Annotated in this window: 29 protein-coding genes; 27 read left to right on the forward strand and 2 right to left on the reverse strand. The window is 38.2% G+C overall.

Annotated features, from left to right (window positions below; translation table 11 throughout):
- Window positions 1-235: 235 nt before the first annotated feature.
- The 27 genes from rpiB to JTI58_RS12015 all read left to right on the forward strand — a co-directional run bounded on the left by rpiB (window position 236) and on the right by JTI58_RS12015 (window position 23,711).
- Window positions 236-673, forward strand: coding sequence for a ribose 5-phosphate isomerase B (rpiB, locus tag JTI58_RS11885; RefSeq protein ID WP_205446839.1), 438 nt, complete (start codon window positions 236-238; stop codon window positions 671-673).
- Window positions 674-759: 86 nt separating this feature from the next.
- Window positions 760-1,302, forward strand: a complete 543-nt coding sequence (locus tag JTI58_RS11890) for a TIGR01440 family protein (RefSeq protein WP_205446841.1) — start codon at window positions 760-762, stop codon at window positions 1,300-1,302.
- A gap of 59 nt (window positions 1,303-1,361) precedes the next feature.
- Entirely contained in the window at window positions 1,362-2,603 is a 1,242-nt protein-coding gene (gene glyA / locus JTI58_RS11895; RefSeq protein WP_205446843.1) for a serine hydroxymethyltransferase, read from the forward strand.
- A 287-nt stretch (window positions 2,604-2,890) separates the two neighbouring features.
- Window positions 2,891-5,047, forward strand: coding sequence for a sensor domain-containing protein (locus JTI58_RS11900; RefSeq protein ID WP_205446845.1), 2,157 nt, complete (start codon window positions 2,891-2,893; stop codon window positions 5,045-5,047).
- Between the two features lie 124 nt (window positions 5,048-5,171).
- Window positions 5,172-5,801 (forward strand): uracil phosphoribosyltransferase, encoded by a 630-nt coding sequence (gene upp, locus JTI58_RS11905; RefSeq protein ID WP_008180557.1) that lies wholly within the window; start codon window positions 5,172-5,174, stop codon window positions 5,799-5,801.
- Window positions 5,802-5,972: 171 nt separating this feature from the next.
- Window positions 5,973-7,094, forward strand: a complete 1,122-nt coding sequence (gene wecB, locus JTI58_RS11910) for a non-hydrolyzing UDP-N-acetylglucosamine 2-epimerase (RefSeq protein ID WP_279381331.1) — start codon at window positions 5,973-5,975, stop codon at window positions 7,092-7,094.
- A gap of 537 nt (window positions 7,095-7,631) precedes the next feature.
- Complete coding sequence (locus JTI58_RS11915) at window positions 7,632-8,003, forward strand: ATP synthase subunit I (RefSeq protein WP_004269472.1); 372 nt, start codon at window positions 7,632-7,634, stop codon at window positions 8,001-8,003.
- Window positions 8,004-8,039: 36 nt separating this feature from the next.
- Window positions 8,040-8,750, forward strand: coding sequence for a F0F1 ATP synthase subunit A (atpB, locus tag JTI58_RS11920; RefSeq protein ID WP_205446847.1), 711 nt, complete (start codon window positions 8,040-8,042; stop codon window positions 8,748-8,750).
- A gap of 63 nt (window positions 8,751-8,813) precedes the next feature.
- Entirely contained in the window at window positions 8,814-9,038 is a 225-nt protein-coding gene (gene atpE / locus JTI58_RS11925) for a F0F1 ATP synthase subunit C (protein WP_004269474.1), read from the forward strand.
- 173 nt (window positions 9,039-9,211) lie between these two features.
- Entirely contained in the window at window positions 9,212-9,733 is a 522-nt protein-coding gene (gene atpF, locus JTI58_RS11930; protein WP_205446849.1) for a F0F1 ATP synthase subunit B, read from the forward strand.
- Window positions 9,730-10,266, forward strand: a complete 537-nt coding sequence (locus tag JTI58_RS11935) for a F0F1 ATP synthase subunit delta (RefSeq protein WP_205446851.1) — start codon at window positions 9,730-9,732, stop codon at window positions 10,264-10,266. The genes atpF and JTI58_RS11935 overlap by 4 nt, the downstream gene beginning before the upstream one ends.
- A gap of 28 nt (window positions 10,267-10,294) precedes the next feature.
- On the forward strand, window positions 10,295-11,803 hold the full coding sequence (atpA, locus tag JTI58_RS11940) for a F0F1 ATP synthase subunit alpha (protein WP_036123620.1): 1,509 nt from the start codon (window positions 10,295-10,297) through the stop codon (window positions 11,801-11,803).
- Window positions 11,804-11,850: 47 nt separating this feature from the next.
- Complete coding sequence (gene atpG, locus JTI58_RS11945) at window positions 11,851-12,708, forward strand: ATP synthase F1 subunit gamma (protein ID WP_036123615.1); 858 nt, start codon at window positions 11,851-11,853, stop codon at window positions 12,706-12,708.
- 49 nt (window positions 12,709-12,757) lie between these two features.
- The gene (atpD, locus tag JTI58_RS11950) at window positions 12,758-14,173 is read left to right on the forward strand and encodes a F0F1 ATP synthase subunit beta (protein WP_205446853.1); all 1,416 of its coding nucleotides are present in this window, start codon (window positions 12,758-12,760) and stop codon (window positions 14,171-14,173) included.
- A 24-nt stretch (window positions 14,174-14,197) separates the two neighbouring features.
- Window positions 14,198-14,605 carry a F0F1 ATP synthase subunit epsilon gene (locus JTI58_RS11955; RefSeq protein ID WP_205446855.1) on the forward strand — a complete coding sequence of 136 codons (408 nt, stop codon included), beginning with the start codon at window positions 14,198-14,200 and terminating at the stop codon, window positions 14,603-14,605.
- A gap of 81 nt (window positions 14,606-14,686) precedes the next feature.
- On the forward strand, window positions 14,687-14,926 hold the full coding sequence (locus JTI58_RS11960; RefSeq protein WP_205446857.1) for a DUF1146 family protein: 240 nt from the start codon (window positions 14,687-14,689) through the stop codon (window positions 14,924-14,926).
- A 495-nt stretch (window positions 14,927-15,421) separates the two neighbouring features.
- Window positions 15,422-16,732, forward strand: coding sequence for a UDP-N-acetylglucosamine 1-carboxyvinyltransferase (murA, locus tag JTI58_RS11965; RefSeq protein ID WP_205446861.1), 1,311 nt, complete (start codon window positions 15,422-15,424; stop codon window positions 16,730-16,732).
- Window positions 16,733-16,813: 81 nt separating this feature from the next.
- Window positions 16,814-17,752 (forward strand): stage II sporulation protein D, encoded by a 939-nt coding sequence (gene spoIID, locus JTI58_RS11970; protein WP_205446862.1) that lies wholly within the window; start codon window positions 16,814-16,816, stop codon window positions 17,750-17,752.
- 37 nt (window positions 17,753-17,789) lie between these two features.
- A complete protein-coding gene (locus tag JTI58_RS11975) occupies window positions 17,790-18,467 on the forward strand; it encodes a M23 family metallopeptidase (RefSeq protein ID WP_205446863.1) in 678 nt (225 codons plus the stop codon).
- Window positions 18,468-18,623: 156 nt separating this feature from the next.
- A complete protein-coding gene (locus JTI58_RS11980) occupies window positions 18,624-18,884 on the forward strand; it encodes a sporulation transcriptional regulator SpoIIID (RefSeq protein ID WP_004269485.1) in 261 nt (86 codons plus the stop codon).
- Between the two features lie 209 nt (window positions 18,885-19,093).
- On the forward strand, window positions 19,094-20,089 hold the full coding sequence (locus tag JTI58_RS11985; protein ID WP_004269486.1) for a rod shape-determining protein: 996 nt from the start codon (window positions 19,094-19,096) through the stop codon (window positions 20,087-20,089).
- Window positions 20,090-20,110: 21 nt separating this feature from the next.
- Complete coding sequence (locus JTI58_RS11990) at window positions 20,111-20,944, forward strand: flagellar hook-basal body protein (protein WP_205446864.1); 834 nt, start codon at window positions 20,111-20,113, stop codon at window positions 20,942-20,944.
- A gap of 24 nt (window positions 20,945-20,968) precedes the next feature.
- The gene (locus JTI58_RS11995; protein ID WP_205446873.1) at window positions 20,969-21,808 is read left to right on the forward strand and encodes a flagellar hook-basal body protein; all 840 of its coding nucleotides are present in this window, start codon (window positions 20,969-20,971) and stop codon (window positions 21,806-21,808) included.
- Window positions 21,809-21,855: 47 nt separating this feature from the next.
- Window positions 21,856-22,146, forward strand: a complete 291-nt coding sequence (locus JTI58_RS12000) for a DNA-directed RNA polymerase subunit beta (protein ID WP_205446875.1) — start codon at window positions 21,856-21,858, stop codon at window positions 22,144-22,146.
- Window positions 22,147-22,201: 55 nt separating this feature from the next.
- A complete protein-coding gene (gene fabZ / locus JTI58_RS12005; protein WP_205446885.1) occupies window positions 22,202-22,645 on the forward strand; it encodes a 3-hydroxyacyl-ACP dehydratase FabZ in 444 nt (147 codons plus the stop codon).
- Between the two features lie 147 nt (window positions 22,646-22,792).
- Window positions 22,793-23,176, forward strand: a complete 384-nt coding sequence (locus JTI58_RS12010) for a hypothetical protein (RefSeq protein WP_205446887.1) — start codon at window positions 22,793-22,795, stop codon at window positions 23,174-23,176.
- Window positions 23,177-23,285: 109 nt separating this feature from the next.
- Window positions 23,286-23,711, forward strand: coding sequence for a hypothetical protein (locus JTI58_RS12015; RefSeq protein WP_205446888.1), 426 nt, complete (start codon window positions 23,286-23,288; stop codon window positions 23,709-23,711).
- Between the two features lie 343 nt (window positions 23,712-24,054).
- Here the strand turns inward: JTI58_RS12015 and JTI58_RS24865 are convergent, their stop codons facing one another.
- Together JTI58_RS24865 and JTI58_RS12025 are read right to left on the reverse strand one after the other, a co-directional pair.
- On the reverse strand, window positions 24,055-25,026 hold the full coding sequence (locus JTI58_RS24865) for a nuclease-related domain-containing protein (protein ID WP_243456393.1): 972 nt from the start codon (window positions 25,024-25,026) through the stop codon (window positions 24,055-24,057).
- An 83-nt stretch (window positions 25,027-25,109) separates the two neighbouring features.
- A complete protein-coding gene (locus JTI58_RS12025) occupies window positions 25,110-25,535 on the reverse strand; it encodes a YwpF family protein (protein ID WP_131520802.1) in 426 nt (141 codons plus the stop codon).
- Between the last annotated feature and the right edge of the window lie 105 nt (window positions 25,536-25,640).

Raw genomic sequence — 25,640 nt, forward strand, 5'->3', positions numbered from 1 at the left:
TAAAAAAACTTCAGAAGATGGAATATTACAACAAAAGACCATTATCCGAACTTATTAACATGATATTCACATTATCCACAAAAATATAGGTTTAAAAGTGAATGTTTTTGTGTTAATATACAATTAATGTTCGTCTTTCGGGAGAAATCAGCGTAAAAATACAAGAAAAATCATGTTATTCTTCAGAAAGAAGTGGTACACTAAGGTTGACTATAATTCGAAAAGAGGGAACCCAGTGAGAATAGCAATTTCTTCTGATCACGGAGGCAATAACTTACGTCGTGAGATTATGCAGCTATTAGATGAACTTCACATTAGCTACGAAGATTTTGGTCCACAATCTGCGGATTCAGTAGACTATCCAGACTATGCAAAACCTGTATCTGAGGGTGTTGCTAACGGAGAATTTGATAAAGGTATTTTAATTTGTGGCACAGGCATTGGTATGTCCATTGCCGCTAACAAGGTTAAGGGCATTCGTTGTGCGTTAGTACATGATGTATTTAGTGCCAAGGCAACGCGTTGCCATAACGACTCAAATATTTTAGCGATGGGTGAACGTGTTATTGGTCCAGGCCTTGCACGTGAAATCGTACAAACATGGCTAGAAACAGATTTTGAAGGCGGCCGTCATACACGCCGCATTGAAAAAATTACTGAACTAGAGCAATAGTGATTTTGTTATTCCATATATGGCATTCGTAGAGGATGTCATATATGGCATGATTTTAATGGATATAGATGAAGGAGCTGAGCTTAATGGTTGTAAAACAAATACGAACACATTTGACTCAGTTACTCAGTGAATTTGAAGAGCAGGTAACGTTACGACCCCATACAATTTTTGTAGTAGGGTGCTCTACATCTGAAGTGATTGGTCAGAAAATTGGCACAGCGGGCGCATTGGAAATAGCAGAAGCCATTTTTGAGCCGTTACAAGAATTTGCAACAAAGCATCAATTGCATTTAGCATTCCAAGGTTGTGAGCATATAAATCGTGCCATTACTATGGAAGCATCGACAGCTGAAAAATTTGGCTATGATCCAGTTGCGGTAGTCCCAGTACGTACGGCAGGCGGCTCGATGTCAGCATATGCTTATACGCAATTTGATAACCCAGTGATTGTTGAAACAATACAGGCACATGCAGGTATTGATATTGGACAAACATTAATCGGTATGCATTTGAAAGCAGTAGCTGTTCCAGTTCGAACATCGGTAAAAATGGTAGGAGAAGCAGTTGTAACGATTGCAACAACACGTCCAAAGCTAATTGGCGGAGAACGTGCAGTATATAAATAATTACTACTATTTATTAGTGGTATAGATAAATAATGATACTTTAGGAGGCTTTTTCAAACATGGCATATGAAAAATTAGCAGTACAAGACAAAGCAGTATTAGATGGAATTCTTGCAGAAAAAACACGTCAGCAAGCAAATATTGAATTGATTGCATCAGAAAACTTTGTATCCGAAGCAGTTATGGAAGCGCAAGGATCAGTACTGACAAATAAATACGCTGAAGGTTATCCTGGTAAACGCTACTATGGTGGCTGTGAACATGTAGACGTAGTAGAAGATATTGCGCGTGATCGTGTGAAAGAACTCTTCGGAGCAGAATATGCAAATGTACAACCACACTCTGGTGCACAAGCAAACATGGCTGTTTACCATACAATTTTAGAACCAGGAGACACAGTGCTTGGTATGAACCTTTCTCATGGTGGTCACTTAACACACGGCTCTCCAGTAAACTTCTCTGGTATCCTATACAATTTTGTTGAGTATGGCGTAACACAAGATACACAAGTGATTGATTATGAAGATGTACGTCAAAAAGCTTTAGAACATAAACCAAAACTTATTGTCGCAGGTGCATCTGCCTATCCACGTGAAATTGACTTCTCTAAATTCCGCGAGATTGCAGACGAAGTAGGTGCTTATTTCATGGTGGATATGGCGCACATCGCTGGTCTTGTTGCTGCTGGCGAACACCAATCACCAGTACCATACGCTGACTTTGTTACATCAACGACACATAAAACATTACGTGGACCACGTGGTGGATTAATCCTTGCTTCAAAGGAATGGGAGCAAAAACTAAATAAATCTGTTTTCCCAGGAATTCAAGGTGGTCCATTAATGCATGTTATCGCTGCTAAAGCTGTATCATTTGGAGAAGCATTACAACCAGAATTTAAAGACTATGCAAAACAAATTAAAGCGAATGCAAAAGCTTTAGCTGAAGTATTAATTGCTGAAGGTGTTGAAATTGTTTCTGGTGGTACAGATAACCACTTATTACTTCTAAATGTTAAATCTCTTGGTTTAACAGGTAAAGTAGCAGAGCATGCACTAGATGAAGTGGGTATTACAACAAATAAAAATACAATTCCTTACGATACTGAATCTCCGTTCGTTACTTCTGGAATTCGTATTGGTACTCCAGCTGTTACTTCTCGTGGGTTTAAAGAAGAAGATATGAAAGAAGTAGGAGCAATTATTGCAGCAGTTCTTAAAAACCCTGAAGATGAAGCAGTTAAAGCAGATGCAAAAGATCGTGTGAAAGCATTAACAGATAAGCATCCACTATACGCATAATCAATAGAATAATAGGGCTGTGTTTAAAGTACAAATTTTACTTTAAATACAGCTTTTTATTTTGTAAACGAAGGATTAAACTGTAAAAAACATCTTTTTTCTAATAAAGTAGAATAATCCCCTTATTTTTGAATAAATTTACATTAAATCGGTATAAAGGGATATATTATAGTAGGCAGAGGACAGATAGTGTCCTAGAAAAGAAGTTTTTTTTAATAAAAGTGAAAATTTAATTAAATTTTATGTACAATGGAAATGAGCTGAAGTGATAGAAAAGGAGGGGTTGGATGGTCACTAAATCGTTAAACACAGATTATGATGTATTATTAAACAGCATTCGCAAATTAGGGAATAATTCTAAAGAAAGCTACGTTATTTTTGATGCAACAAATCATCATTGCATATTAGAGTGTAATGATTCTTTTTGTATGCTTACTAATGCTTCACGCTCTCAAATTCTAAATACTAATTATTTTTCATGGCTATCTATGGACGAAAAAAAGACAACCATTGAAATGATTAAAGAAAAAATACATAACGGCATAATGGTGCAGGCAAAGCTAAATCATAACGGCATCAATAAACCTCCCTTTTGGGCAGAAATACAAGCACTACCATTTTGCAATGATGCAAATATAACGCAATTTGTTTTAGTATTTGTGAAGGATGTTACGTATTATCATACGGAAGACTTCTTAATGCGTCTAGAAAATGATATGTACAAGGCAATTGAGAAGGAGTTTACCTTCGAGCAGAAGATGAAGATTATTTGTAACGGTCTCAATGAATTTTTTATGCCAAATATTGCGAGTATGGTGCTCATAAAAACAGAAGTAAATCAATTACAAGTTTTCACAGGAGATAATCAAACAGAGAGCATACCAAGATGTTGTGCAAACAATGATTTCTTTAACAAGGTTATGCAATCAGAAACGTCTACTTTTATAGAGAATTTAGATGAAGTGAATATTCCTATAGAACATAAGCAATATGCTTCGCTAGCTAAAAAGCCGCATGGATGGTTTATACCTATACGCAATCAACAGCGGCAAGTGATAGGTGTTTTTTCGATATTTAGCCAAAAAACACAAAGTGACCAAACGTTTAAAAATATGTTTCGGAAAATGGGGGCACTTGTTGCATTGGCTTTTTCGTATGCAAGGACGCAGAAAAAAATTTGGGATTTAGCCTATACAGATATTACAACAGGTCTACCTAATCGTCACAGCTTTGTTAATACGATTGAACGAGAAGCTCAACAGGGACAAAGCGGCTTTATTAAAATATTAAAACCAAGTGAATTTCATCAAGTAGTTGAACTGTACGGCCGTGAAATTGGTGATGAACTTTTAAGACAACTTGCCAAACGTCTTGAGCAAGACAAGTCGGAAAATAATGAGTATGTTGCAAGATTTACAAGTTCTAGTTTGATTATGACTACAATGTCACTGAAAGAAAATTTGCATGATTATGAGATGAGAATAAAAGAAACGATTCGCCAGCCCTTTATTATAGGAGGAAAGCAAATCTATATTACATTAAAAACAGGAATTGCTTCATATAATGATGATACAAATATTAATGATGCGATCCGTTTTGCAGATAATGCGCTATCCTTTGCAATCGATAGACCAGGCACACATACCGAAATATTTACAACAGAGAAAAATGATGTGCTTGTACAGAAGATGACGGTTTTAAATCATTTGTCAGAAGCCATCAAAAATAAAGAAATTACAGTCCATTTACAGCCTAAAGTCGATTTACGCAATGGAGAGATTCAAAGTATTGAAGCACTTGCAAGGTGGATTTCTCCGAAACTAGGATTTGTTTCGCCAGCAGTCTTTATTCCTGTGGCAGAGAGTGCTGGCAAGGTTCGAGAAATTGATGTGCTTATTTTAGAGACGGTGCTCACATGGCTTTCGGACCGACAACGCTTGGGAAAGAAATTAGTGAAAATAGCTGTCAATATTTCACCTGATCATTTTTACTACACACACTTTGTTCAGGATACGCTGAAACTTGTGCGGAAGTATAATATTGACCCTAGCTATATTATCTTAGAAGTGACAGAAAATATTGGTTTAGTAGATTTTCAATCTGCCTATAAAATAATTCAAGAGCTAAAGAGCTATGGCTTTAAAACGTCAGTAGATGATTTTGGAACAGGCTTTTCTTCGTTAAGCTATTTGCAACAACTACCGTTTGCTGAATTAAAAATTGATCGTAGCTTTATCAATGCTATTGAAGATCCCGCAACACTAGCTATTGTTCGCTCTATCATTCAGTTAGCATTAAATTTAGGGATGATTTCAGTGGCAGAGGGCATAGAAACGGAGGAACAGGTTGAAATTTTACGTGCGCTAGGCTGTACAGTAGGACAAGGATACTTCTATTTTAAGCCAATGCCAATTGAACAATTAGATATAATACTGGATCAATAACTTATTTTTGACAAAAGAATAGATGATAAAAGGAGTCGTCCTAAATTTATTTTTGAGGCGACTCCTTTTTTCTGTTATACTAGTTGAGATAAAAATGAATCCGAACGGTGAGGAGAGAATCCCTTTGAGCAAAGTCTATGTATTTGATCATCCACTAATCCAACACAAATTAACTTATATTCGCGACAAGAACACAGGAACAAAAGAATTTCGTGAGCTAGTAGACGAAGTGGCAACACTTATGGCATTTGAAATTACACGCGATATGCCGGTAGAAGAAATTGAAATTGAAACACCTGTAACAATTGCAAAAACAAAAGTACTTTCTGGTAAAAAACTTGCGATTGTACCGATTCTACGTGCGGGTATCGGCATGGTAGATGGCGTATTAAAGCTTATCCCTGCTGCAAAAGTTGGTCATATTGGTCTTTATCGTGATCCAGAAACATTAAAACCAGTTGAATATTACGCAAAACTTCCTGCAGATGTTGAAGAACGCGATTTCATCATTGTAGATCCAATGCTTGCAACGGGTGGTTCTGCAGTGGAAGCAATCAATTCACTGAAAAAACGTGGAGCTAAAAACATCAAATTCATGTGCTTAATCGCTGCACCAGAGGGTGTAAAAGCTATTCAAGAAGAACATTCGGATGTAGATATTTACATTGCTGCACTTGATGAAAAATTAAACGATCATGGCTATATTGTACCAGGTTTAGGTGATGCGGGAGACCGCTTATTCGGTACAAAATAAAAATCAATACATGAAGTTTCCTCATTTAGGAAACTAATAACTTGTGAAAGCGTCCTTCAAATTGAAGGGCGTTTCATAGTATGTGTAGGTAAGTAATTCCTCCTCTTGATTAGCATCAATGGGGAGGATTGACCTTTGCATACAATAACAAAAAGGACGGTGCAGATCGTTTTGACAAAGAAATGGAAAGTAATGACGATTTTTGGTACAAGACCAGAAGCAATTAAAATGGCTCCTCTTGTTTTGGAGTTGCAAAAGTATCCTGAGCAAATAGAATCCATTGTAACTGTAACAGCACAGCATCGCCAAATGCTCGATCAAGTACTAGAGACATTTAAAATTACACCAAACTATGACTTAAATATTATGAAGGATCGCCAAACATTAATCGATGTAACGACAAACGCATTACAAGGTTTAGATAAAGTAATGAAAGAAGCACAGCCAGATATCGTGTTGGTACATGGTGATACAGCGACGACTTTCATTGCTAGCTTGGCGGCGTTCTATAACCAAATTGCTATAGGGCATGTAGAAGCGGGACTTCGAACATGGAACAAATATTCACCATATCCAGAGGAAATGAACCGTCAACTAACAGGTGTGATGGCTGATTTACATTTTGCGCCAACAGAAGTATCTAAAAAGAATCTTTTAGATGAGAATAAAAATTCTGAGACGATTTTTGTTACAGGTAATACTGCAATAGATGCATTAGCAACAACGGTCAGTGAACACTACACACATCCTGTATTAGATAAAATGGGTGAAGATCGCATGATTTTATTAACGGCACATCGTCGCGAAAATCTTGGTGAACCAATGCGCCATATGTTTAAAGCGATCACCAGAATACTAGCAGAACATGAGGATGTTCAAGTTGTCTATCCAGTGCATATGAATCCAGCTGTGAGAGAAATTGCAAATGAAATTTTAGGGGATAATGAACGAGTGCATTTAATTGAGCCTCTTGAAGTATTTGATTTCCATAACTTTGCGGCAAATTCATATATGATTTTAACGGACTCAGGTGGTGTACAAGAAGAGGCTCCTTCATTAGGGAAGCCAGTGCTTGTTCTTAGAGATACGACAGAACGTCCAGAAGGGATTGCAGCTGGAACATTAAAGCTGGCAGGAACGGAAGAGGAAACGATTTACGCTTTAGCAAAGGAATTACTAACAGATAAAAACGCCTATGAAGCAATGGCTAAAGCATCAAATCCATATGGCGATGGGCATGCATCTAAGCGTATTGTGGAGGCATTGCTAGGATTTTTACAAAAAACTAATTAATATACTATATTTTATATTAAAAATAAGTCTAATGTACCTATTGAAATGGGTAAGCTAATTTACGAGCATAATCTTGTCGTAAATTAGCTTTTTTTATGCGTGAGAAGGTTGTGAAATTTTGAAACTATGAAATTTCATACACAAATTTGTCAACAATTTGACAAGAGTATAGAGGCTGTGAAGTTTTTCTCCTTTACCAATTGACTTCAAATATCACCTATTGTATGCTTACAAAGGGTAAGAATGATAAGGGTTTCTGTTCATAAATAGGACGTTGAAACACTTGTTATATCAACTTTCTACTAAATTGACAGTTCAAAATAAAACTGTCGATTTGCAACGTTTTGTGCGTTTCGGTTTTTACCGAGTCGGTAAGGGGTGTAAGTTATTTTTTTGGGCATTTACACCTGTAATTGAAATGACTCTCCCATTACTATTCCGCTGTGAGTAGTGCTTTTCACTGCTCTTTTCTGATTTCACATAGTGGTCAGCAAACGTTTTCATTACTCGAAAAAATGATTCAGGAGATTACAACCAATGCTAGATTTGCATCACATTTTTGCTGTGCAGAAGAGGGCGTTATTTTTTTTGCTTGCACTCTGCGCATTAGGCTGGGGATTTACCCCCTATCAAACTGTTTTTGCGGGCATCGCAGTCGGTGCATTCTTTGGTACGTATAATTTTTGGATCTTAGTTCGTCGTATGGAGAAGTTTGACAGATCCATTAGTGAAGGGAAGAAAATAGGCTCACTTGGTACAGCGCTTCGCTTTGGATCAGGTGTTGCGGCAGTCGCAATAGCCATTTCGTTGCCAAACTATTTTCACTTAATTAGCACGGTTATAGGGCTAATGATTCCGTACGTTTTTCTCTTTGTCGAGAGAATTGTGTCACATGTAAGGAACCGCTAATGTGCTTTAAATTAGAAAGAGAGGTGAAAAATAACAATGAATCATGAAGCTCCGTTACTAGAAGTCGGTTTTTTAACATTTAACAAATCGACAGTTATGATGTTACTAGTTGCAGCAATTATCGTATTTTTAATTGCCTTTATTTCAACTAGAAGCCTAAAGTTAAAACCTACTGGTATGCAAAACTTTATGGAATGGATTATGGATTTCGTTAAGAATATTATTAAAAGCAACATGGACTGGAAAACTGGTGGACGATTCCACGTTCTAGCCATTACGCTAATTATGTTTATCGCAGTATCTAACTTATTAGGTCTTCCATTCTCTATCGTCTATGATCATGAGCTATGGTGGAAATCACCAACAGCTGATCCTACAGTTACGATGACGTTGGCAGCGATGATTTTAGTCTTAACGCAATACTATGGTGTTAAAATGAAGGGTACAGGTCATTATGTTGGTACATTCTTCAAACCAATGTCATTCATGTTCCCACTTAAAATAGTAGAAGAATTTGCAAACACATTAACATTAGGTTTACGTCTTTACGGTAACATTTACGCGGGTGAGATTTTACTTGGCTTACTTGCAGGTTTAGCATCATCAGGTGCTGTGGGATTCATCGGGGCAATCGTTCCTATGATGGCATGGCAAGGTTTCTCAATTTTCATCGGCTTTATCCAAGCCTTTATCTTCACAATGTTAACAATGGTTTACATGGCTCATAAAGTGAGCGATGACCATTAATATAAAGCATATATCCTATGCTTGAACAACAAATACAAACAATTCCAAGGAGGAAATTTTCAAATGACAGGTTCATTAGGTTTATTAGCAGCAGCAATCGCAATCGGTTTAGGTGCACTTGGTGCAGGTATTGGTAACGGTCTTATCGTATCAAAAACAGTAGAAGGTATCGCTCGCCAACCAGAAGCTCGTGGCGTTCTTCAAACTACAATGTTCATCGGGGTTGCATTAGTTGAAGCCCTACCGATCATCGCAGTAGTAGTAGCATTCATCGTAATGAACAAATAATTCAGTTGAACACTGAATTTTACTAGTGGCGAAGCAGGATTCACCAGATGAAACTTCGCCCTTCATTTTGGAACGGATAAAAGCTATGTGTAAATATAGCTTTTTAAAATAGGTAGTTTTTTTAATCACTAAATTATGTTGAAGTTAAAGCTCTTGAAGGGAGTGAAACAATCGTGTTTTTAGATAATCTTGTACTAGGTTCAGGCGGTGCTTCGTTTAATAGTGGAGATATCATCGCAACATTAGTTATTTTCATAGTATTAATGTTACTACTTAAGAAATTCGCTTGGGGTCCACTTATGGGCATCATGCAACAACGTGAAGAATTAGTAGCGAGTGAAATCGAAGCAGCTGAAAAAGCGCGCAAAGAATCGCACCAATTTTTAGAAGAACAAAAGAGCCTTCTTAAGGAAGCTCGTACAGAAGCACAATCGATTGTTGAGGGCGCTAAGAAGCAAGGCGAACTACAAAAAGAAGAAATTCTTACTGTAGCACGCAATGAAGCAAATCGCTTAAAAGAATCGGCTTTACGTGAAATTGAGTCTGAAAAAGAAAAAGCTATTGCAGCTGTACGTGATGAAGTCGTTTCATTATCTGTACTTGCAGCATCTAAAGTCCTTAGCAAAGAGATTTCTGAGGCAGACAACCGTGCTCTTATTGAAGAGACGATTGCGAAGGCAGGGGAAGCTCGATGAGTAATTCAACTGTAGCAAAACGTTATGCTCAAGCGCTTTTTGAATTAGCGCAACAAAAAAACAAGCTTACTGAAGTTGGAGCAGACTTAAACGAACTAACAAAAGTAATGAAAGAATCTCCTGATTTTTTAACACTTTTAAGTGCGCCTAAGTTCTCCATCGAACGTAAAAAGCAAATGGTAGCTGATATTTTCACTGGTGCAACACCAGAAGTTTTACACACAGTTCAACTGCTAGTTGAGAAAAAACGTGTAAACGAGATTAAGCTAATTGCTAATGCATATGCTGAGCTTGCTGCACAAGCACAAGGTATGGCAGATGCAACAGTATTTTCAACACGTGCACTTTCTGCAGAAGAAAGCGCTAATATTTCGACAGCGTTTGCGAAACTTGTTGGAAAACAAGCATTAAACATTACAAACGAAATCGATCCAACTTTACTTGGTGGTATTCGTGTTCAAATCGGTAACCATATTTATGACAGCTCAGTAGTTAACAAACTAGAGCGTCTAAAACGTGAATTAATCGGTTAATAATTTAGAAATGTGAGAGGTGACATACATGGGCATCAAGGCTGAAGAAATCAGCAGTCTGATTAAACAACAGATTGAGAATTATGAATCTGAACTTAAAGTAAGCGAAGTTGGTACAGTTATCCGTATTGGTGACGGTATCGCTCTTGCTCATGGCCTCGACAACGCCATGGCTGGAGAGCTTTTAGAGTTCTCTAATGGTGTTATGGGTATGGCTCAAAACCTAGAAGAAGGTAACGTTGGTATCGTAATCTTAGGTCCATACACTGACATCAAAGAAGGCGATGAAGTTCGTCGTACAGGTCGTATCATGGAAGTACCAGTTGGTGAAGAACTAATTGGCCGTGTTGTAAACCCACTTGGTCAACCAGTGGATGGACAAGGTCCTATCAACGCTACAAAATCTCGTCCAATTGAAAGTCCAGCTTTCGGTGTAATGGCTCGTAAATCAGTGCACGAACCACTACAAACTGGTATTAAAGCGATTGACGCATTAGTGCCAATCGGTCGTGGTCAACGTGAGTTAATCATCGGTGACCGTCAAGTAGGTAAAACATCTGTAGCAATCGATACAATCTTAAACCAAAATGGTGAAAACATGATTTGTATCTATGTTGCAATCGGTCAAAAAGAATCTACTGTACGTGGTGTTGTTGAAACTTTACGTAAACACGGTGCTTTAGATTATACAATCGTTGTAACTGCAGCAGCATCTCAACCTGCTCCATTATTATACTTAGCACCATTTGCTGGTGTTTCTATGGCAGAAGAATTCATGTTACAAGGTAAACACGTTTTAATCGTGTATGATGATCTTTCTAAACAAGCATCAGCTTACCGTGAACTTTCACTTCTTTTACGCCGTCCTCCAGGTCGTGAAGCATACCCTGGTGATGTATTCTACTTACACAGCCGTTTACTTGAACGTGCTGCGAAGTTAAATGAAACTTACAACTGTGGTTCTATCACAGCTCTTCCATTCGTAGAGACACAAGCTGGGGATATCTCTGCATACATCCCAACTAACGTAATCTCAATTACTGATGGTCAAATCTTCTTACAATCTGACTTATTCAACTCAGGTGTACGTCCAGCGATCAACGCAGGTCTTTCTGTATCACGTGTAGGTGGATCAGCTCAAATTAAAGCAATGAAAAAAGTTGCGGGTACACTACGTCTTGACTTAGCTGCATTCCGTGAGCTTGAATCATTTGCTCAATTCGGTTCAGATTTAGATAAAATTACACTTGCTAAACTTGAGCGTGGTAAACGTACGGTTGAAGTGCTTAAACAAGACCTAAACAAACCACTTAAAGTTGAAAAACAAGTTGCGATCCTTTATGCATTAACTAAAGGTCATTTAGATGATATCCCAGTACAAGATATCGTTCGTTTCGAAAATGAATTCTTAAGCTGGTTAGATTCAAACCACACTAACGTTCTAGATCATGTTCGTACTACAAAAGAGCTTGCTCCTGATGCGGATTATGAAGCAGCAATCAATGCATTCAAGAAAACTTTCGCTAAATCAGAATAAGTTCTAGCTAGTCACTTGATTAAAAAACAAAAGGTGGTGAAATACCAGTGGTAAACTTACGCGAAATAAAAGGTCGTATTAATTCAACAAAGAGTACGAAACAAATTACGAAAGCGATGCAGATGGTTTCTTCTTCCAAGTTACGTCGTGCAGAGCAAAATGCTAAAGCTTACGTTCCTTATATGGAAAAAATCCAAGACGTAGTAGGCGCAATTGCAGCAGGTACAAAAGACAGTGGACACCCAATGTTAACTGCTCGTCCTGTAAAGAAAACAGCTTACTTAGTCATTGGTTCTGACCGTGGTCTAGCAGGTGCTTACAACTCAAGCATCCTACGTCAAGTACAACGTACAATCAACGAGCGTCATAAATCAAAAGACGAATACGTGATTTTAGCAGTAGGTCGTGTTGTTCGTGATTACTTTGTGAAACGTGATCATAATGTCATCAGCAGTGTTGTTGCTCTTCCTGACCAACCTACATTCGCTGATATTAAAGAAATCGCTCGTAATGCTGTTGGTATGTTCATTGACGGTACGTATGATGAGCTTTATATGTACTATAATCACTTTGTCAGCGCAATTGCTAACGAAGTGACAGAGAAAAAACTTCTTCCATTAACAGATATCGCACCTGTAAACAGTAAAGCTTCTTATGAATTTGAACCATCTGGTGAAGCAATTCTTGAAGTATTACTTCCACAATACGCGGAAAGCTTAGTTTATGGCGCATTATTAGATGGAAAAGCAAGTGAACATGCTTCTCGTATGACTGCTATGAAAAATGCAACTGATAATGCATCTGATCTTATTGCAGATCTTTCATTGCAATATAACCGTGCACGTCAAGCAGCGATTACACAAGAAATTACAGAAATCGTTGGTGGAGCTGCAGCCTTAGAATAGGCTCAGCTCACCAATGTCGTATAAGAATACGATAGGAGGGTACACAGTAATGAATAAAGGACATGTTATTCAAGTAATGGGTCCAGTTGTCGACGTAAAATTCGAAAACGGCCAATTACCAGCAATCTATAACTCATTAACAGTTAAGATTGAACGTCCTAATGAAGATCCAACAATTCTTGCATTAGAAGTTGCACTTCATTTAGGTGATGATTCTGTTCGTACAATTGCAATGTCATCTACTGATGGCTTACAACGTGGAGCAGAAGTAACAGACTTAGGAAAAGCTATCTCAGTACCAGTTGGTGAAGTGACACTAGGTCGTGTATTCAACGTACTTGGAGAAGTAATTGACTTAGGTGAAGAGATTCCAGCTGATGCTCGTCGTGATTCAATTCACCGCGAAGCGCCATCTTTCGATGAACTTTCAACTACAGTTGAAATTCTTGAAACAGGTATCAAAGTAGTAGACTTATTAGCACCTTATATTAAAGGTGGTAAAATCGGTCTATTCGGTGGTGCCGGTGTAGGTAAAACAGTATTAATCCAAGAATTAATCAATAACATCGCACAAGAGCACTCAGGTATCTCTGTATTCGCTGGTGTAGGTGAGCGTACTCGTGAAGGGAACGACTTATTCTTCGAGATGAGCGATTCAGGCGTTATCAAGCAAACAGCGATGGTATTCGGTCAAATGAACGAGCCTCCTGGTGCGCGTATGCGTGTAGCTTTAACGGGTCTTACAATGGCGGAATACTTCCGTGATGAGCAAGGCGCTGACGTACTTTTATTCATCGACAATATCTTCCGTTTCACACAAGCAGGTTCTGAGGTTTCTGCCCTATTAGGTCGTATGCCTTCTGCGGTAGGTTACCAACCAACACTTGCAACTGAAATGGGTAAACTACAAGAGCGTATCACATCTACGAACAAAGGATCTGTAACTTCTATCCAAGCGATTTATGTACCAGCCGATGACTATACTGACCCGGCTCCAGCTACAACTTTCGCCCACTTAGATGCAACTACTAACCTTGAGCGTAAATTATCAGAAATGGGTATTTACCCTGCGGTTGACCCATTAGCTTCGACTTCTCGTGCATTATCACCTGAAATCGTAGGCGCTGAGCACTATGCAATTGCTACTGGTGTACAACGTACAATCCAACGTTACCGTGAATTACAAGATATCATTGCTATCTTAGGTATGGATGAATTATCTGATGAAGATAAACAAACAGTAGAACGTGCTCGTCGTATTCAATTCTTCTTATCACAAAACTTCCACGTAGCGGAACAATTCACTGGTCAAAAAGGTTCTTATGTACCTGTAAAAGAAACTGTTCGTTCATTCAAGGAAATCCTTGATGGCAAATGGGATCACCTACCAGAAGATGCTTTCCGTCTAGTTGGTTCTATTGATGAAGTAGTTGAAAAAGCGAAAAGCATGGGCGTAGAGGTTTAATACTAGGGACGAGGAGGAAAAAATATGAAGACAGTTCTAGTCAATATTGTCACTCCCGACGGCCCAGTATACGATTCTGAAGTATCAATGGTAATCGCCAAAACAACTTCAGGAGAAATCGGTGTTCTTGCAGGCCATATTCCAATGGTTGCTCCACTTGCAATTGGTGCAGTGAAGCTTAAAAAAGAAAACGGTTCGACTGATATTGTTGCTGTAAGTGGTGGTTTCATTGAAGTTCGTCCAGATAAAATCTCAATTTTAGCGCCGTCTGCTGAAATTGCTGAAAACATCGATGTTCAACGTGCTAAAGAAGCCGTTAAACGTGCTGAAGGACGTCTTCAAAGTAAACAAGACAACATTGATTTCAAACGTGCTGACCTAGCATTAAAACGTGCGTTGAATCGTATCAACGTTCATGAGGGTAATATCTAATTCATTTTTAACGGGCAGATATAGCATCTGCCCGTTTTTTAAGGTGAATCAACATATTGAAGGTGAAAAGGAGGATGCCGCATGGAACTATATGAGGCGATAGGACAAGAAGCTTTATTGGGAATATTATCGCATCTATTTTTTATTGCTATAACTTTTTACGCATTACAAGCTTTTATGATCGAAAAATTATTTAAAAAGAATCGAGTTTTTCAAATTCAGCTCATATATATTTTACTTAGTATTGCGATAGGCTCAGCAGTATCGAATTTCTTTCTCCAAATATCTAACTGGTCAGGCAAACTTCCATATTTATTTTAAAGAATTCACTTCTATCTTCAATAAATTTATGTGTCTACATACTTCAAAGGACTTTATAATACCATTTGTGTGGCCCTTTGAACTATGTAAAAAGACTGATCAACGCTGGATCAGAAATCTAATTGCGCTAACACATTAGATTCTTATAAATTCTACGCTATTAGCTGTTGAGATACCCATTGAGAGATGGGGTATAATGGGCATCCACCACATCACTTTTTATAGAAAAAGAAGTGAAAAGTTGTTTTTTATTCATATATCTTTGGGTATGTATTAGAAGCGAACGGGTTATTGGTCATTCACAAAAAAAAATTGGCAGCGTACAATAAATAAATAGCAAAATATCTAATAATGGCTTAAAATAGTGATTTGGACGCTTGAACGAGCGTTAGAAAAGTTGTACTATAGAGTTGTTTGTTTACTGATTATGACATTATACTTCTTTTTAAAATAAAAATTCGATAGGTTAATAGATTGAATTCGGAGGGACATAGGGTGGATAAAATAATAGTGACTGGCGGCCAAAAACTACAGGGAAAAGTTCGTGTAGAGGGCGCAAAAAATGCAGTGTTACCAATCCTTGCAGCAGCTTTACTTGCTTCAAAAGGAGAAAATGTAATTAAAGAAGTCCCTAATTTAGCAGACGTCTTTACAATAAATGAAGTACTTAAAAGTTTAAACGCAGCAGTTACATATATACCTGAAGATAATGCCGTATATATAGATGCAACAAAAGAACTTTCAAGTGAAGCTCAATTTGAATTTGTTAGTAAAATGCGTGCATCCATTTTAGTAATGGGTTCTCTACTTGCTCGTAATGGCTATGCTCGTGTGGCACTACCTGGAGGCTGTGCAATCGGTTCGCGCCCAATTGAATTACACTTAAAAGGCTTTGAAGCAATGGGTGCAAAAATTTCATTTGGCCATGGCTATGTAGAGGCGAAGACAGAAGGTCGCTTAAAAGGGGCTAATGTGTATTTAGACTTCCCAAGTGTTGGGGCAACTGAAAATATTATGACAGCTGCATCTTTAGCTGAAGGGACAACTGTAATTGAAAATGCTGCGAAAGAGCCTGAAATCGTGGATCTTGCAAACTTCATCAATAGTATGGGTGGCCGTGTAATCGGTGCGGGGACAAATACGATTCGTATCGAAGGAGTCGATACATTATACGGAGTAGAACATCATATTATTCCTGACCGTATTGAAGCTGGTACATTTATGGTAGCAGCAGCTATTACTAGAGGAGATGTGGTGATTGAAAATGCAGTTCCTGAGCATATGACTGCTTTAATTGCTAAAATGCGTGAGATGGGCGTAGAAATTACAGAGTTGGATGAAGGAATCCGTGTACGAGTTCCTCAAACGCTAAAAGCAGTTGATATCAAAACGATGCCACATCCTGGTTTCCCAACAGATATGCAATCGCAAATGATGGCTTTAATGCTTACTGCTGAAGGTACGAGTATTATTACAGAAACGGTATTTGAAAATCGTTTTATGCATGTTGAGGAGTTCCGTCGCATGAATGCCGGTGCTAAAATAGAGGGACGTTCTGTGTTTATCGAGGGGCCTGTGGATCTTCAGGGAGCTGAAGTAATGGCAACGGATTTACGAGCTGCGGCTGCATTAATTTTAGCAGGTCTTGTATCTGAAGGAATGACACGTGTTACTAAACTACATCATTTAGATCGTGGTTATGTTGATTTCCATGGCAAATTAGCATCTCTTGGTGCTAATATTGAACGTATTACAGAAGAAGTAGTAACAATTGAAGATATAACAGTTGAATTGCCTACAAACTAAATAGATTTCAAAACCCTTTGCTTTTTAAGCAGAGGGTTTTTGTTTTCTCATAACTAAAAGAAATCTAGCATATTATTCCTTATGAAAAAATGGATGATTAGTATAGGTGTCATTTGCTTGATTGGGGCATTATATATGCTTCCTATAGTAGGGCTTAGTGAAAGGCAAGAAGCTGTCAAATCTCCAGCTAGTGATGAGAATGCTTGTGAAATATTTATAGAAGTGGAGGGACAAGAAGAAAAAATCCCTTTGGAAACGTATATTACAGGGGTAGTTGCTGCGGAAATGCCCGTTTCTTTTAAAAAAGAGGCACTGAAGGCACAAGCGATTGCAGCACGCACATATGCGTTGAAAACGACAAATTACGGTAAAAATACGATTGCTCCAACTGTGGCAAAGCAAGTCTTCTATGATGAAGAGCAAAGAAAGGCGAATTGGGCTAGCAATTTCCTGGGAAATGAAAAGAAAATTGTCGAAGCTATCAATGAAACACAAGGACAAGTTATTCTTTATAATAATGAATTAATTACAGCTATGTTCCATTCAACAAGTAACGGTAAAACAGAAAGTGCTTATGGTTATGGTGGAAATGAAATTCCATATTTGCAAAGTGTTGCAAGTATATCCGATCAAACATCACCAAAGTTTGAGGCTGAGCAAGAGTGGACATTAGCGCAATGGAATAAGCTCTGGCCTATACAATGGCAACCTAGTGATTTTAATCGTATCCAGTTATTTTATAATGACTCTGGGCGAGTAGAGCGTTTACAGTTGGGGAATAATGTCTGGACGGGGAGAGAGGTAAGGACCCTCCTTGGTATTCCATCAACTGATTTTACCATTGTCTTTGATACCAACAAAAGAAAGGTTCAAGTGAAAACTCAGGGCTATGGTCATGGAGTAGGTATGAGTCAATATGGAGCGGAGGCAATGGCAAATGAAGGGAAAACAGCTGCCGAAATTTTACACTATTATTATCAAGATATTGAAATAAAAAAAATAGATGCATGTTTAAAATAACTTCTAGTTGTTCACACTGCAACTAGAGGTGATGAAAATGAGAGAGGATAAAAATAACAAAACTTCTCAAAACCAAGATCCAAATCAAAAGGAAAATGGCCAATTACAAAAGAAACCGTGGTTTTGGCCAGTAGTTTACACAGGCGGTGCACTCGTTCTAGCAGGATTGTTATTTGGTTACAATAGTCTCGTATCAAAAGTAGAAGAGGCTCCTTTACCAGATTTAGCTGAAGTAGATCCTGGTCCTGTAGTAGAAACAAATGCACGAACTGAAAACATGATGTATCCATTCAAAGAAGAGAACTTTAGTAAAGTACAAGTCTTACAAGAATTTTACGAGTTAGAGGCAAATGAAGAGTCTCGTGAAAATGCACTAATGGTATTTAATCAAACATTTACTACATCTTCTGGAATCTCTATTGCTATGAATGGTGAAGAATTTGAAGTACTAGCTGCTATGAGTGGTAAAGTACTAGAGGTAAAACTAGACGCATTTACAGGCAATAAGATCGTGATCGAGCATCCAAATGGTATGCAAACACATTATAGCTCTGTAAAGGATATCGCTGTTAAAGAAGGCGATGAGGTTACACAAGGTCAAGCATTAGGTAAAGCGACTGACAACGAGTGGAATCAAGCGGCTGGCGTCCACATGCATTTCGAAATTCTTGAAAACGGAAAATATATCAATCCGAAAAAATTACTAGCTTTTTAATGAGAAAAGCTAGTAACGCATAAAAAGTCAGCATTTTATCAAGAAAATGCAAAATGTGTTCTGAATAGCTTTGTCCCCACATAAGGTGAAGAAATGCGCAAATGTGCATCTGATTGCCAAAGCATTTTGTGAAATTGTGTGGAAAGGACGAAGAACGTGCATGAGCACATTCGGAAGCGCTGCATACGCCTCGGTGAATTACTGATTGAGACGCGTGAGACTGTGCGTGTCCTCGCGAAAATGACTGGTTATTCAAAAAGTACGGTGCACAAGGATTTAACAGAGCGATTACCAACAATTCATGAAGGATTAGCTGACCAAGTGAAAGAAATACTCGCCTACCATAAGGCCGTACGTCATATTCGTGGAGGAGAAGCAACGAAAAACAAGTGGAAAGAAAGAGCGAGTCAAGAATGATTCGTTCTTTTTTGTTGTGCTGGACAAGAATAATTGATGATTTCTTAGGAATAGTAATTCTATATTATAGCCGTTCACAACCTAAAAAGAAAACAGTCTTATTCACTAAATTTAGGTGAAATTACCAATAGAATATGATAAAATATTCTAGATAAAGAGATAAAATGAACGTTATGTAGTTGGAACTGGCGGGAAGGAGAAATTATAGAATGTTTTCGAAAGATATTGGCATTGACTTAGGGACTGCGAACGTATTAATCCACGTTAAAGGGAAAGGGATCGTCCTCAATGAACCATCTGTTGTGGCGATCGATAAAAAGACAAATAAAGTATTAGCGGTAGGGGAAGAAGCCCGCCAAATGGTAGGGAGAACGCCAGGTAATATCACAGCTATTCGCCCACTAAGAGACGGAGTCATTGCAGATTTTGATGTGACAGAGGCGATGTTAAGACATTTCATCAATAAACTAAATGTAAAAGGATTTTTGGCGAAGCCTCGTATTTTAATTTGCTGTCCGACGAATATTACGAGTGTTGAACAAAAGGCAATCCGTGAAGCGGCTGAAAAATCAGGTGGTAAAAAAGTATATTTAGAGGAAGAGCCAAAGGTAGCAGCAATCGGTGCTGGAATGGATATCTTCCAACCAAGTGGAAATATGGTAGTCGATATCGGTGGCGGAACAACAGATATCGCCGTTCTATCAATGGGTGATATCGTAACAAGTGAATCCATTAAAGTAGCAGGCGATGTGTTTGATAACGATATTTTGCAATATATTAAAAAAGAATATAAATTGCTAATTGGTGAACGTACTGCCGAGGCAATCAAAATGACAATTGGTACAGTTTTCAAAGGTAGTCGTAATGATACAATGGATATTCGTGGACGTGATATGGTAACAGGCTTACCACGTACAATTACAATTGAGTCTGAAGAAATTGAACGTGCACTACACGAATCCGTAGCGATGATTGTCCAATCAGCTAAAAATGTCTTAGAAAAAACACCACCTGAACTATCAGCAGATATCATTGATCGTGGAGTGATTATTACTGGTGGTGGTGCATTGTTACATGGGATGGACCAGCTATTAATAGAAGAGTTAAAGGTACCTGTATTCATTGCAGAGAGACCTATGGATTGTGTAGCCATTGGTACAGGCATCATGCTTGAAAATATAGATCGTGTGCCAGCATCCTTATAAAATTAAAATGAGGTGATTTCTTTGTTTAAAGGATTTTATACAGTTGCAACAGGTATGATCACGCAACAAAGAAGAACAGAATTACTTACCAATAATTTATCAAATGCGAATACACCAGGATTTAAGGCAGATCAATCTACCATCCGCTCGTTCCCAGACATGTTAATGTCTAGTATTGGAAAAACAAATGCACCTGCTCACCAACAAGCCGGCGCTGATTATATGAGTCAAGTAGGAGCTTTAAATACAGGGACATATTTACAAGAAACATTGCCTAATTACATACAGGGCCAAATCTATAACACTGATTTTACAACAGATATGGCATTGATTGATGGAAACTTACCACAAAATGAAGATGGTGTTACTGGTTCAATTTTCTTCCGACTAGAGCATCCTAATGGTGGTGAGGCGTACACACGTAATGGTAATTTCACGCTAGATGGTCAAGGCTATTTAGTTAACGGTCAAGGATTATACGTACTAAACGATGCGGGCCAACGTATCCAGCTACCAAATGATGATTTTCGTTTGGATGAAAGTGGCGCTATCTTTGTAAATGATCAACAAGTAGCTCGTGTTGGTGTATCATTCGCTGAAAATCCGAACATGCTACAAAAACAGGATAATGGCCTTATTCGTACAGCAAATGGTGAGAACTTGCCAACAGCCTATGGAGCGAATGGTGTTTCCTTTACACTACGTCAAAACTATTTAGAAGGTTCAAACGTAGATTCTAGTCGCACAATGACAGATTTAATGACAGCCTATCGTGCATTTGAAGCAAACCAAAAAGTATTGCAAGCTTATGATCGTAGCATGGAAAAAGCTGTGAATGAAATCGGAAAAATTTAATGGGCGAACAGGAGGCTTTTATCAATGCTACGTACAATGATTACAGCAACAAACACAATGGGTCAATTACAAAACAAACTTGATACAATTAGTAATAACATTGCTAACAGTAATACAACGGGCTATAAAGCAAAGGAAGCATCCTTTAATGAACTACTTTATCAGCAGTTTAATAATGATAAGCAGGATCGTGCTGAGCGTCAAACTCCTGTTGGTATTCGTTATGGAACGGGTGCAATGGTTGGGCAAATTAAATCCAATGAAAAGCAAGGTTCATTACAAACAACGAATCGTGATTTAGACTTAGCTTTCACAAAAGCGAAACAATATTTCAATATTTTAATGCCAGATGGTGAAAATGGAACAGAAACAGTGTATACTCGACAAGGTGACTTTTATTTATCTCCATTAAACAATGGAACAGTCATGCTCGTAACAGCAGAGGGATACCCTGTAGCCAATGCTGCAGGACAAGCTATTACATTACCGGATACTGTTCAAAAGTTTGCCGTTCGAGATGGTGGTGTATTAGAAGCATCTTATCCAAATGGGGATGTCATTCGTACGGATTTAGCTGTAACAGAATTCCAAAAACCGCAATTAATGGAGCATGTTGCTGGTTCTTATATGGGATTACCTAATAATTTAGCTGAACTTGGCTATACACAGGCGGAAGTTCTAACAGAGCTTGTGGGAGCGAACCGTCAGCAAATTGGTATGCAAAGTGGTACACTAGAAATGTCCAATGTTAACCTCTCGAAAGAAATGACAGAACTCATTCAAACACAACGTTCTTATCAATTCAACGCAAGAGCGGTTACATTAGCAGATCAAATGCTTGGACTAATTAATGGCATTCGATAAGAAGTCATCCAAAACCGCATAGTAAGGAATGAAGAGGAGTACAATCTATGACAAACGATTCACGTCGACGTTCTGTGCCGACACAAGAAACCGATACGCAACCGCAACCAGAAAAGAAAGAACGCCGCTCGACTGGAGAGCAACGCGAGGTTCGATGGGTGCAAATCCGACTGATTCCGATTTGGTTACGCATTGTAATTGTTCTCATCTTAGTCGTTGTTGCCGCATCATTAGGCGCAATGTTTGGCTTTAGCGTTATTGGAGAAGGCAATGCTATGGATATTTTTAAAAGAGAAACATGGCAGCATATATTTGATATTATGAATGGTAAAGAATAACATTATTCTTTACCTTACTTTGTGTATACATACTTAATTTTGAGGGGGAAATGACATGTTAACAGCAGAACAAATTCAAGCAATTTTACCACACCGCTATCCATTTTTATTCGTAGATCGCATCGTTGAATTAGAAGAAGGGAAACGTGCTGTAGGTTTAAAAAACGTTTCAATCAACGAAGATTTTTTTAATGGGCACTTCCCAGGTTACCCTGTTATGCCAGGTGTGTTAATTGTGGAAGCTTTAGCTCAAGTAGGTGGAGTGGCTTTATTAAATGCAGAAGAATTTAAGGGCCGTTTAGCATTTTTAACGGGTGTTGACAATTGTCGTTTCAAACGTCAAGTAGTACCTGGCGACCAACTTAAATTGGAAGTAGAGTTTGTAAAACTTCGTGGCGTAATGGGTAAAGGTCATGGTGTAGCAACAGTAGATGGAGAACTTGTATGTGAAGCCGATATTCTATTTGCAATTGGGCCTGAACAGCCTAAACAAGCTTAATTTGCATTTGTAGACCAAAAGATATAAAATAGATAAAGTCAAGTCAAAAATTGATTAGTAGGTTGTTAAATTGCGATGGCAAATAAGCGATTGTGAATTGAAATAGATGTAATTTTCAGGTTTTACGAATGTAGGAGGATTATTAAGATGTATAAGGAATTGTCTTCAGGTATTAAAATTAGCATTACTCGTTCGATTTCAACATCTTTTGAAACATACTTAGCAAGTATTGGTTGGGATGAAGAGCGCTTTTCCATGGAAGACTTCATTGCAAGCTGGCAGACTTATTTTCAGGAGAATGCCGCATGGATCGAAAAAATCCCTGCTGATACATTGATGAGTGCACAGTTTCATGAAGAAATGGCACAAAAAATCGATGAGGTTATTGCCAAAATTTTAAATGAAGAACCAACGGCGCAGCAAATCGAAACAATCGAAACATTGCAAAAAGAGCTAGGCACAAACTATAGCTACGACTGTAAAGCAGAAGCAGCATATATTGAACAATTATTAAAAGAAAAACAAAAATAGTTTGTACAAAAATCGGATAGTTCCCTCCTTTCCCGGGCAATCTATGTAGGATCACAAATACAGAAGATGTATTTGATGACATAGTACCCAAGAAAGGAGGTTTTTTACTATGTGGAAAATGTCATTTTTAACCATTATTCTTGCAACTGCATTCCTTGGAGGTTGTAACTGGGGAAATAAAGCAGTAGAAGATCACCCTGTCCGAGAAGTCGAGAATGACGTTCGTCGTGGTGTCGACGATGTCGAGGACGCATTAGATCCGAATAATCGTGATGATGCATACGATCGCAATAACGTAAATGGGAATGGTGTTGATCGAGGTACTGTAAACGATAATACAACATTACCTGAAGCAACAACACCTGGTTCAAATGCCGATATCAACGGCACAAACGGCTATGACAACACACCAAATGCAAACGGTGTAAATGGTGTTGAACGTAATGACAACATAAACAGCAACAATAATAATGATGTTGTCGACGATAAAGTTAACGACACTGAAAAGTACCGTGATGGTATGAACAACCGATAACATAAAAAGAGTGTTTCCTCTATGGAAAACACTCTTTTTTCAATACCCGCGGAAGGGAAACGAATACCCGCGGAAGGGAAACGAATACCCGCGGAAGGAAAGCGAATACCCGCGGAAGGGAAACGAATACCCGCGAAAGGGAAACGAATACCCGCGAAAGGGAAACGAATACCCGCGAAAGGGAAACGAATACCCGCGAAAGGGAAACGAATACCCGCGAAAGGGAAACGAATACCCGCGAAAGGGAAACGAATACCCACGGAAGGAAAGCGAATACCCGCGGAAGGAAAGCGAATACCCGCGGAAGGAAAGCGAATACCCGGGAAGCAAAGCAAAACCCCCATCAATAATATTTCTTCATATGCTCCAGCAAATTTTCAGGTAAATGGTAAACACGATCCTTATAGGTACCGGTATATGGAAACTGAAATTTCCGTAACAATCGAGTAGCTGCATCGTTAGAATTAATTTTAAAAAAAGCTCGTAACTGCTGATTGGTAATACAATGACTAACTAATAACCGATAATCAAGCATGGCCTCTGCAAAAATTTCTATACTCCTATAATGACAAAACGAACATTTCCAAATGCCTCGATGGAAATACATATTATTTTGATAGGAACATTTTGGACAAAGAACACCGTGTCGAAATCGTGATGGGGCTATCGTTGTATGAATCTGAGGAATCGTACGCTTAGCAAGTAAGCCTTGCACGAATTGACTTAAATGATTATCCGTCATTATTTTTTTAGGATGCTTTTTAAAAAGTAACTGAAGATACTTATGAAGACCTGACACATGAAAAATGGGGAGATTATTAGTTGGATTGACAATGATTGTTGAAGGATTCGCTATAATAACAGCCCCTTCAACAGGGAGCGAACAACTTGCAAAAAAATCTTTAAGAAATCGTATATGACGTTCAGTTTGAGTAAGAGCATTTGGGAATCCTTCAACAGTACCATCAACCTTTGTGCGTGTGCATTGATGTGTGTGTTGATCAAATTCAAGTCGACCATGTATATTTTTGATTTCTATCACCAACATAAATTGAGGACAAATAAAAAGCGTATCAATCTGATGCAGATGTTGAGCAGTGTTCACAAGGCATACATTATGTAAGACAAAAAAGGTATTTGGGTATATTAATTCATGCCATACGCGATCAACCTTTTGCTCGCCCGCAAACCCTGCATCTAGTCGACGATACTGCTCTTGATAATAATGAAATTCTACATCATCCTTTAAAAGACGCCTCATCAAAGCCTCAAGCCATAATAATTTTAAAGGCTTCTCCCTCATAGCAATAACCAAATGTAACCCTCCTTTTTTTAAATTGTATTGTACATAAAAATAATTGCTTGTCCAACAAAAAAGCGATGCAAAAATTCGCATCGCTAGTCATTTTTTAATTTTGGTCGCTTTTTCATATCTTGCGTAAAGCGATCCAGTAAATCCTCTAGGGAAACGCCCTCAGCAAGTAACTCTGACAGTAATTGCTCAGCATATTTAGAGCGTTTAATTTTAAGCGTACCTTTTAATAGTACTGAAACATGATCACCGATTTCTTCAACAGTATGTACGATCACCTGGAAAGGAGCGGGTTCATTATCTGGAAACGAAATAACTGCACGTACATTGAATACTGTAGCATTCGCTAAGAGCTCATCAAAGGTTGAGCGATATTGTTTTTCCATAAACAATTCAAGTACCCAAGATTGATGACTATTTTCCTGATTAATAATGATGCCATCGATTAAAGGGAATGGTTGCACGCCATCTTTTGTGACAAGGTCAAAGGAAAGCATTTTAAATGTTTTCAATATGTATATTCCTCCTAAGTCTGTCATTCTTTTAGTATAACACATGAGGTAGCGGTTGTTTGTGAAGTGCCCCTGTGACGATTTTTCAAAAACTGCGAAATTGCA

The organism is Lysinibacillus fusiformis, from assembly GCF_016925635.1.
Taxonomy (GTDB): Bacteria; Bacillota; Bacilli; order Bacillales_A; family Planococcaceae; genus Lysinibacillus; species Lysinibacillus fusiformis_F.

What these genes read in the sequence shown, in the direction of transcription:
- JTI58_RS11890 (WP_205446841.1), top strand. Translation starts at nt 760, where the DNA reads ATGGTTGTAAAACAAATACGAACACATTTGACTCAGTTACTCAGTGAA.
- glyA (WP_205446843.1), top strand. Translation starts at nt 1,362, where the DNA reads ATGGCATATGAAAAATTAGCAGTACAAGACAAAGCAGTATTAGATGGA.
- JTI58_RS11900 (WP_205446845.1), top strand. Translation starts at nt 2,891, where the DNA reads ATGGTCACTAAATCGTTAAACACAGATTATGATGTATTATTAAACAGC.
- JTI58_RS11915 (WP_004269472.1), top strand. Translation starts at nt 7,632, where the DNA reads ATGCTAGATTTGCATCACATTTTTGCTGTGCAGAAGAGGGCGTTATTT.
- atpB (WP_205446847.1), top strand. Translation starts at nt 8,040, where the DNA reads ATGAATCATGAAGCTCCGTTACTAGAAGTCGGTTTTTTAACATTTAAC.
- atpE (WP_004269474.1), top strand. Translation starts at nt 8,814, where the DNA reads ATGACAGGTTCATTAGGTTTATTAGCAGCAGCAATCGCAATCGGTTTA.
- JTI58_RS11935 (WP_205446851.1), top strand. Translation starts at nt 9,730, where the DNA reads ATGAGTAATTCAACTGTAGCAAAACGTTATGCTCAAGCGCTTTTTGAA.
- atpA (WP_036123620.1), top strand. Translation starts at nt 10,295, where the DNA reads ATGGGCATCAAGGCTGAAGAAATCAGCAGTCTGATTAAACAACAGATT.
- atpD (WP_205446853.1), top strand. Translation starts at nt 12,758, where the DNA reads ATGAATAAAGGACATGTTATTCAAGTAATGGGTCCAGTTGTCGACGTA.
- JTI58_RS11955 (WP_205446855.1), top strand. Translation starts at nt 14,198, where the DNA reads ATGAAGACAGTTCTAGTCAATATTGTCACTCCCGACGGCCCAGTATAC.
- JTI58_RS11960 (WP_205446857.1), top strand. Translation starts at nt 14,687, where the DNA reads ATGGAACTATATGAGGCGATAGGACAAGAAGCTTTATTGGGAATATTA.
- spoIID (WP_205446862.1), top strand. Translation starts at nt 16,814, where the DNA reads ATGAAAAAATGGATGATTAGTATAGGTGTCATTTGCTTGATTGGGGCA.
- JTI58_RS11975 (WP_205446863.1), top strand. Translation starts at nt 17,790, where the DNA reads ATGAGAGAGGATAAAAATAACAAAACTTCTCAAAACCAAGATCCAAAT.
- JTI58_RS11985 (WP_004269486.1), top strand. Translation starts at nt 19,094, where the DNA reads ATGTTTTCGAAAGATATTGGCATTGACTTAGGGACTGCGAACGTATTA.
- JTI58_RS11995 (WP_205446873.1), top strand. Translation starts at nt 20,969, where the DNA reads ATGCTACGTACAATGATTACAGCAACAAACACAATGGGTCAATTACAA.
- JTI58_RS12000 (WP_205446875.1), top strand. Translation starts at nt 21,856, where the DNA reads ATGACAAACGATTCACGTCGACGTTCTGTGCCGACACAAGAAACCGAT.
- fabZ (WP_205446885.1), top strand. Translation starts at nt 22,202, where the DNA reads ATGTTAACAGCAGAACAAATTCAAGCAATTTTACCACACCGCTATCCA.
- JTI58_RS12010 (WP_205446887.1), top strand. Translation starts at nt 22,793, where the DNA reads ATGTATAAGGAATTGTCTTCAGGTATTAAAATTAGCATTACTCGTTCG.
- JTI58_RS12015 (WP_205446888.1), top strand. Translation starts at nt 23,286, where the DNA reads ATGTGGAAAATGTCATTTTTAACCATTATTCTTGCAACTGCATTCCTT.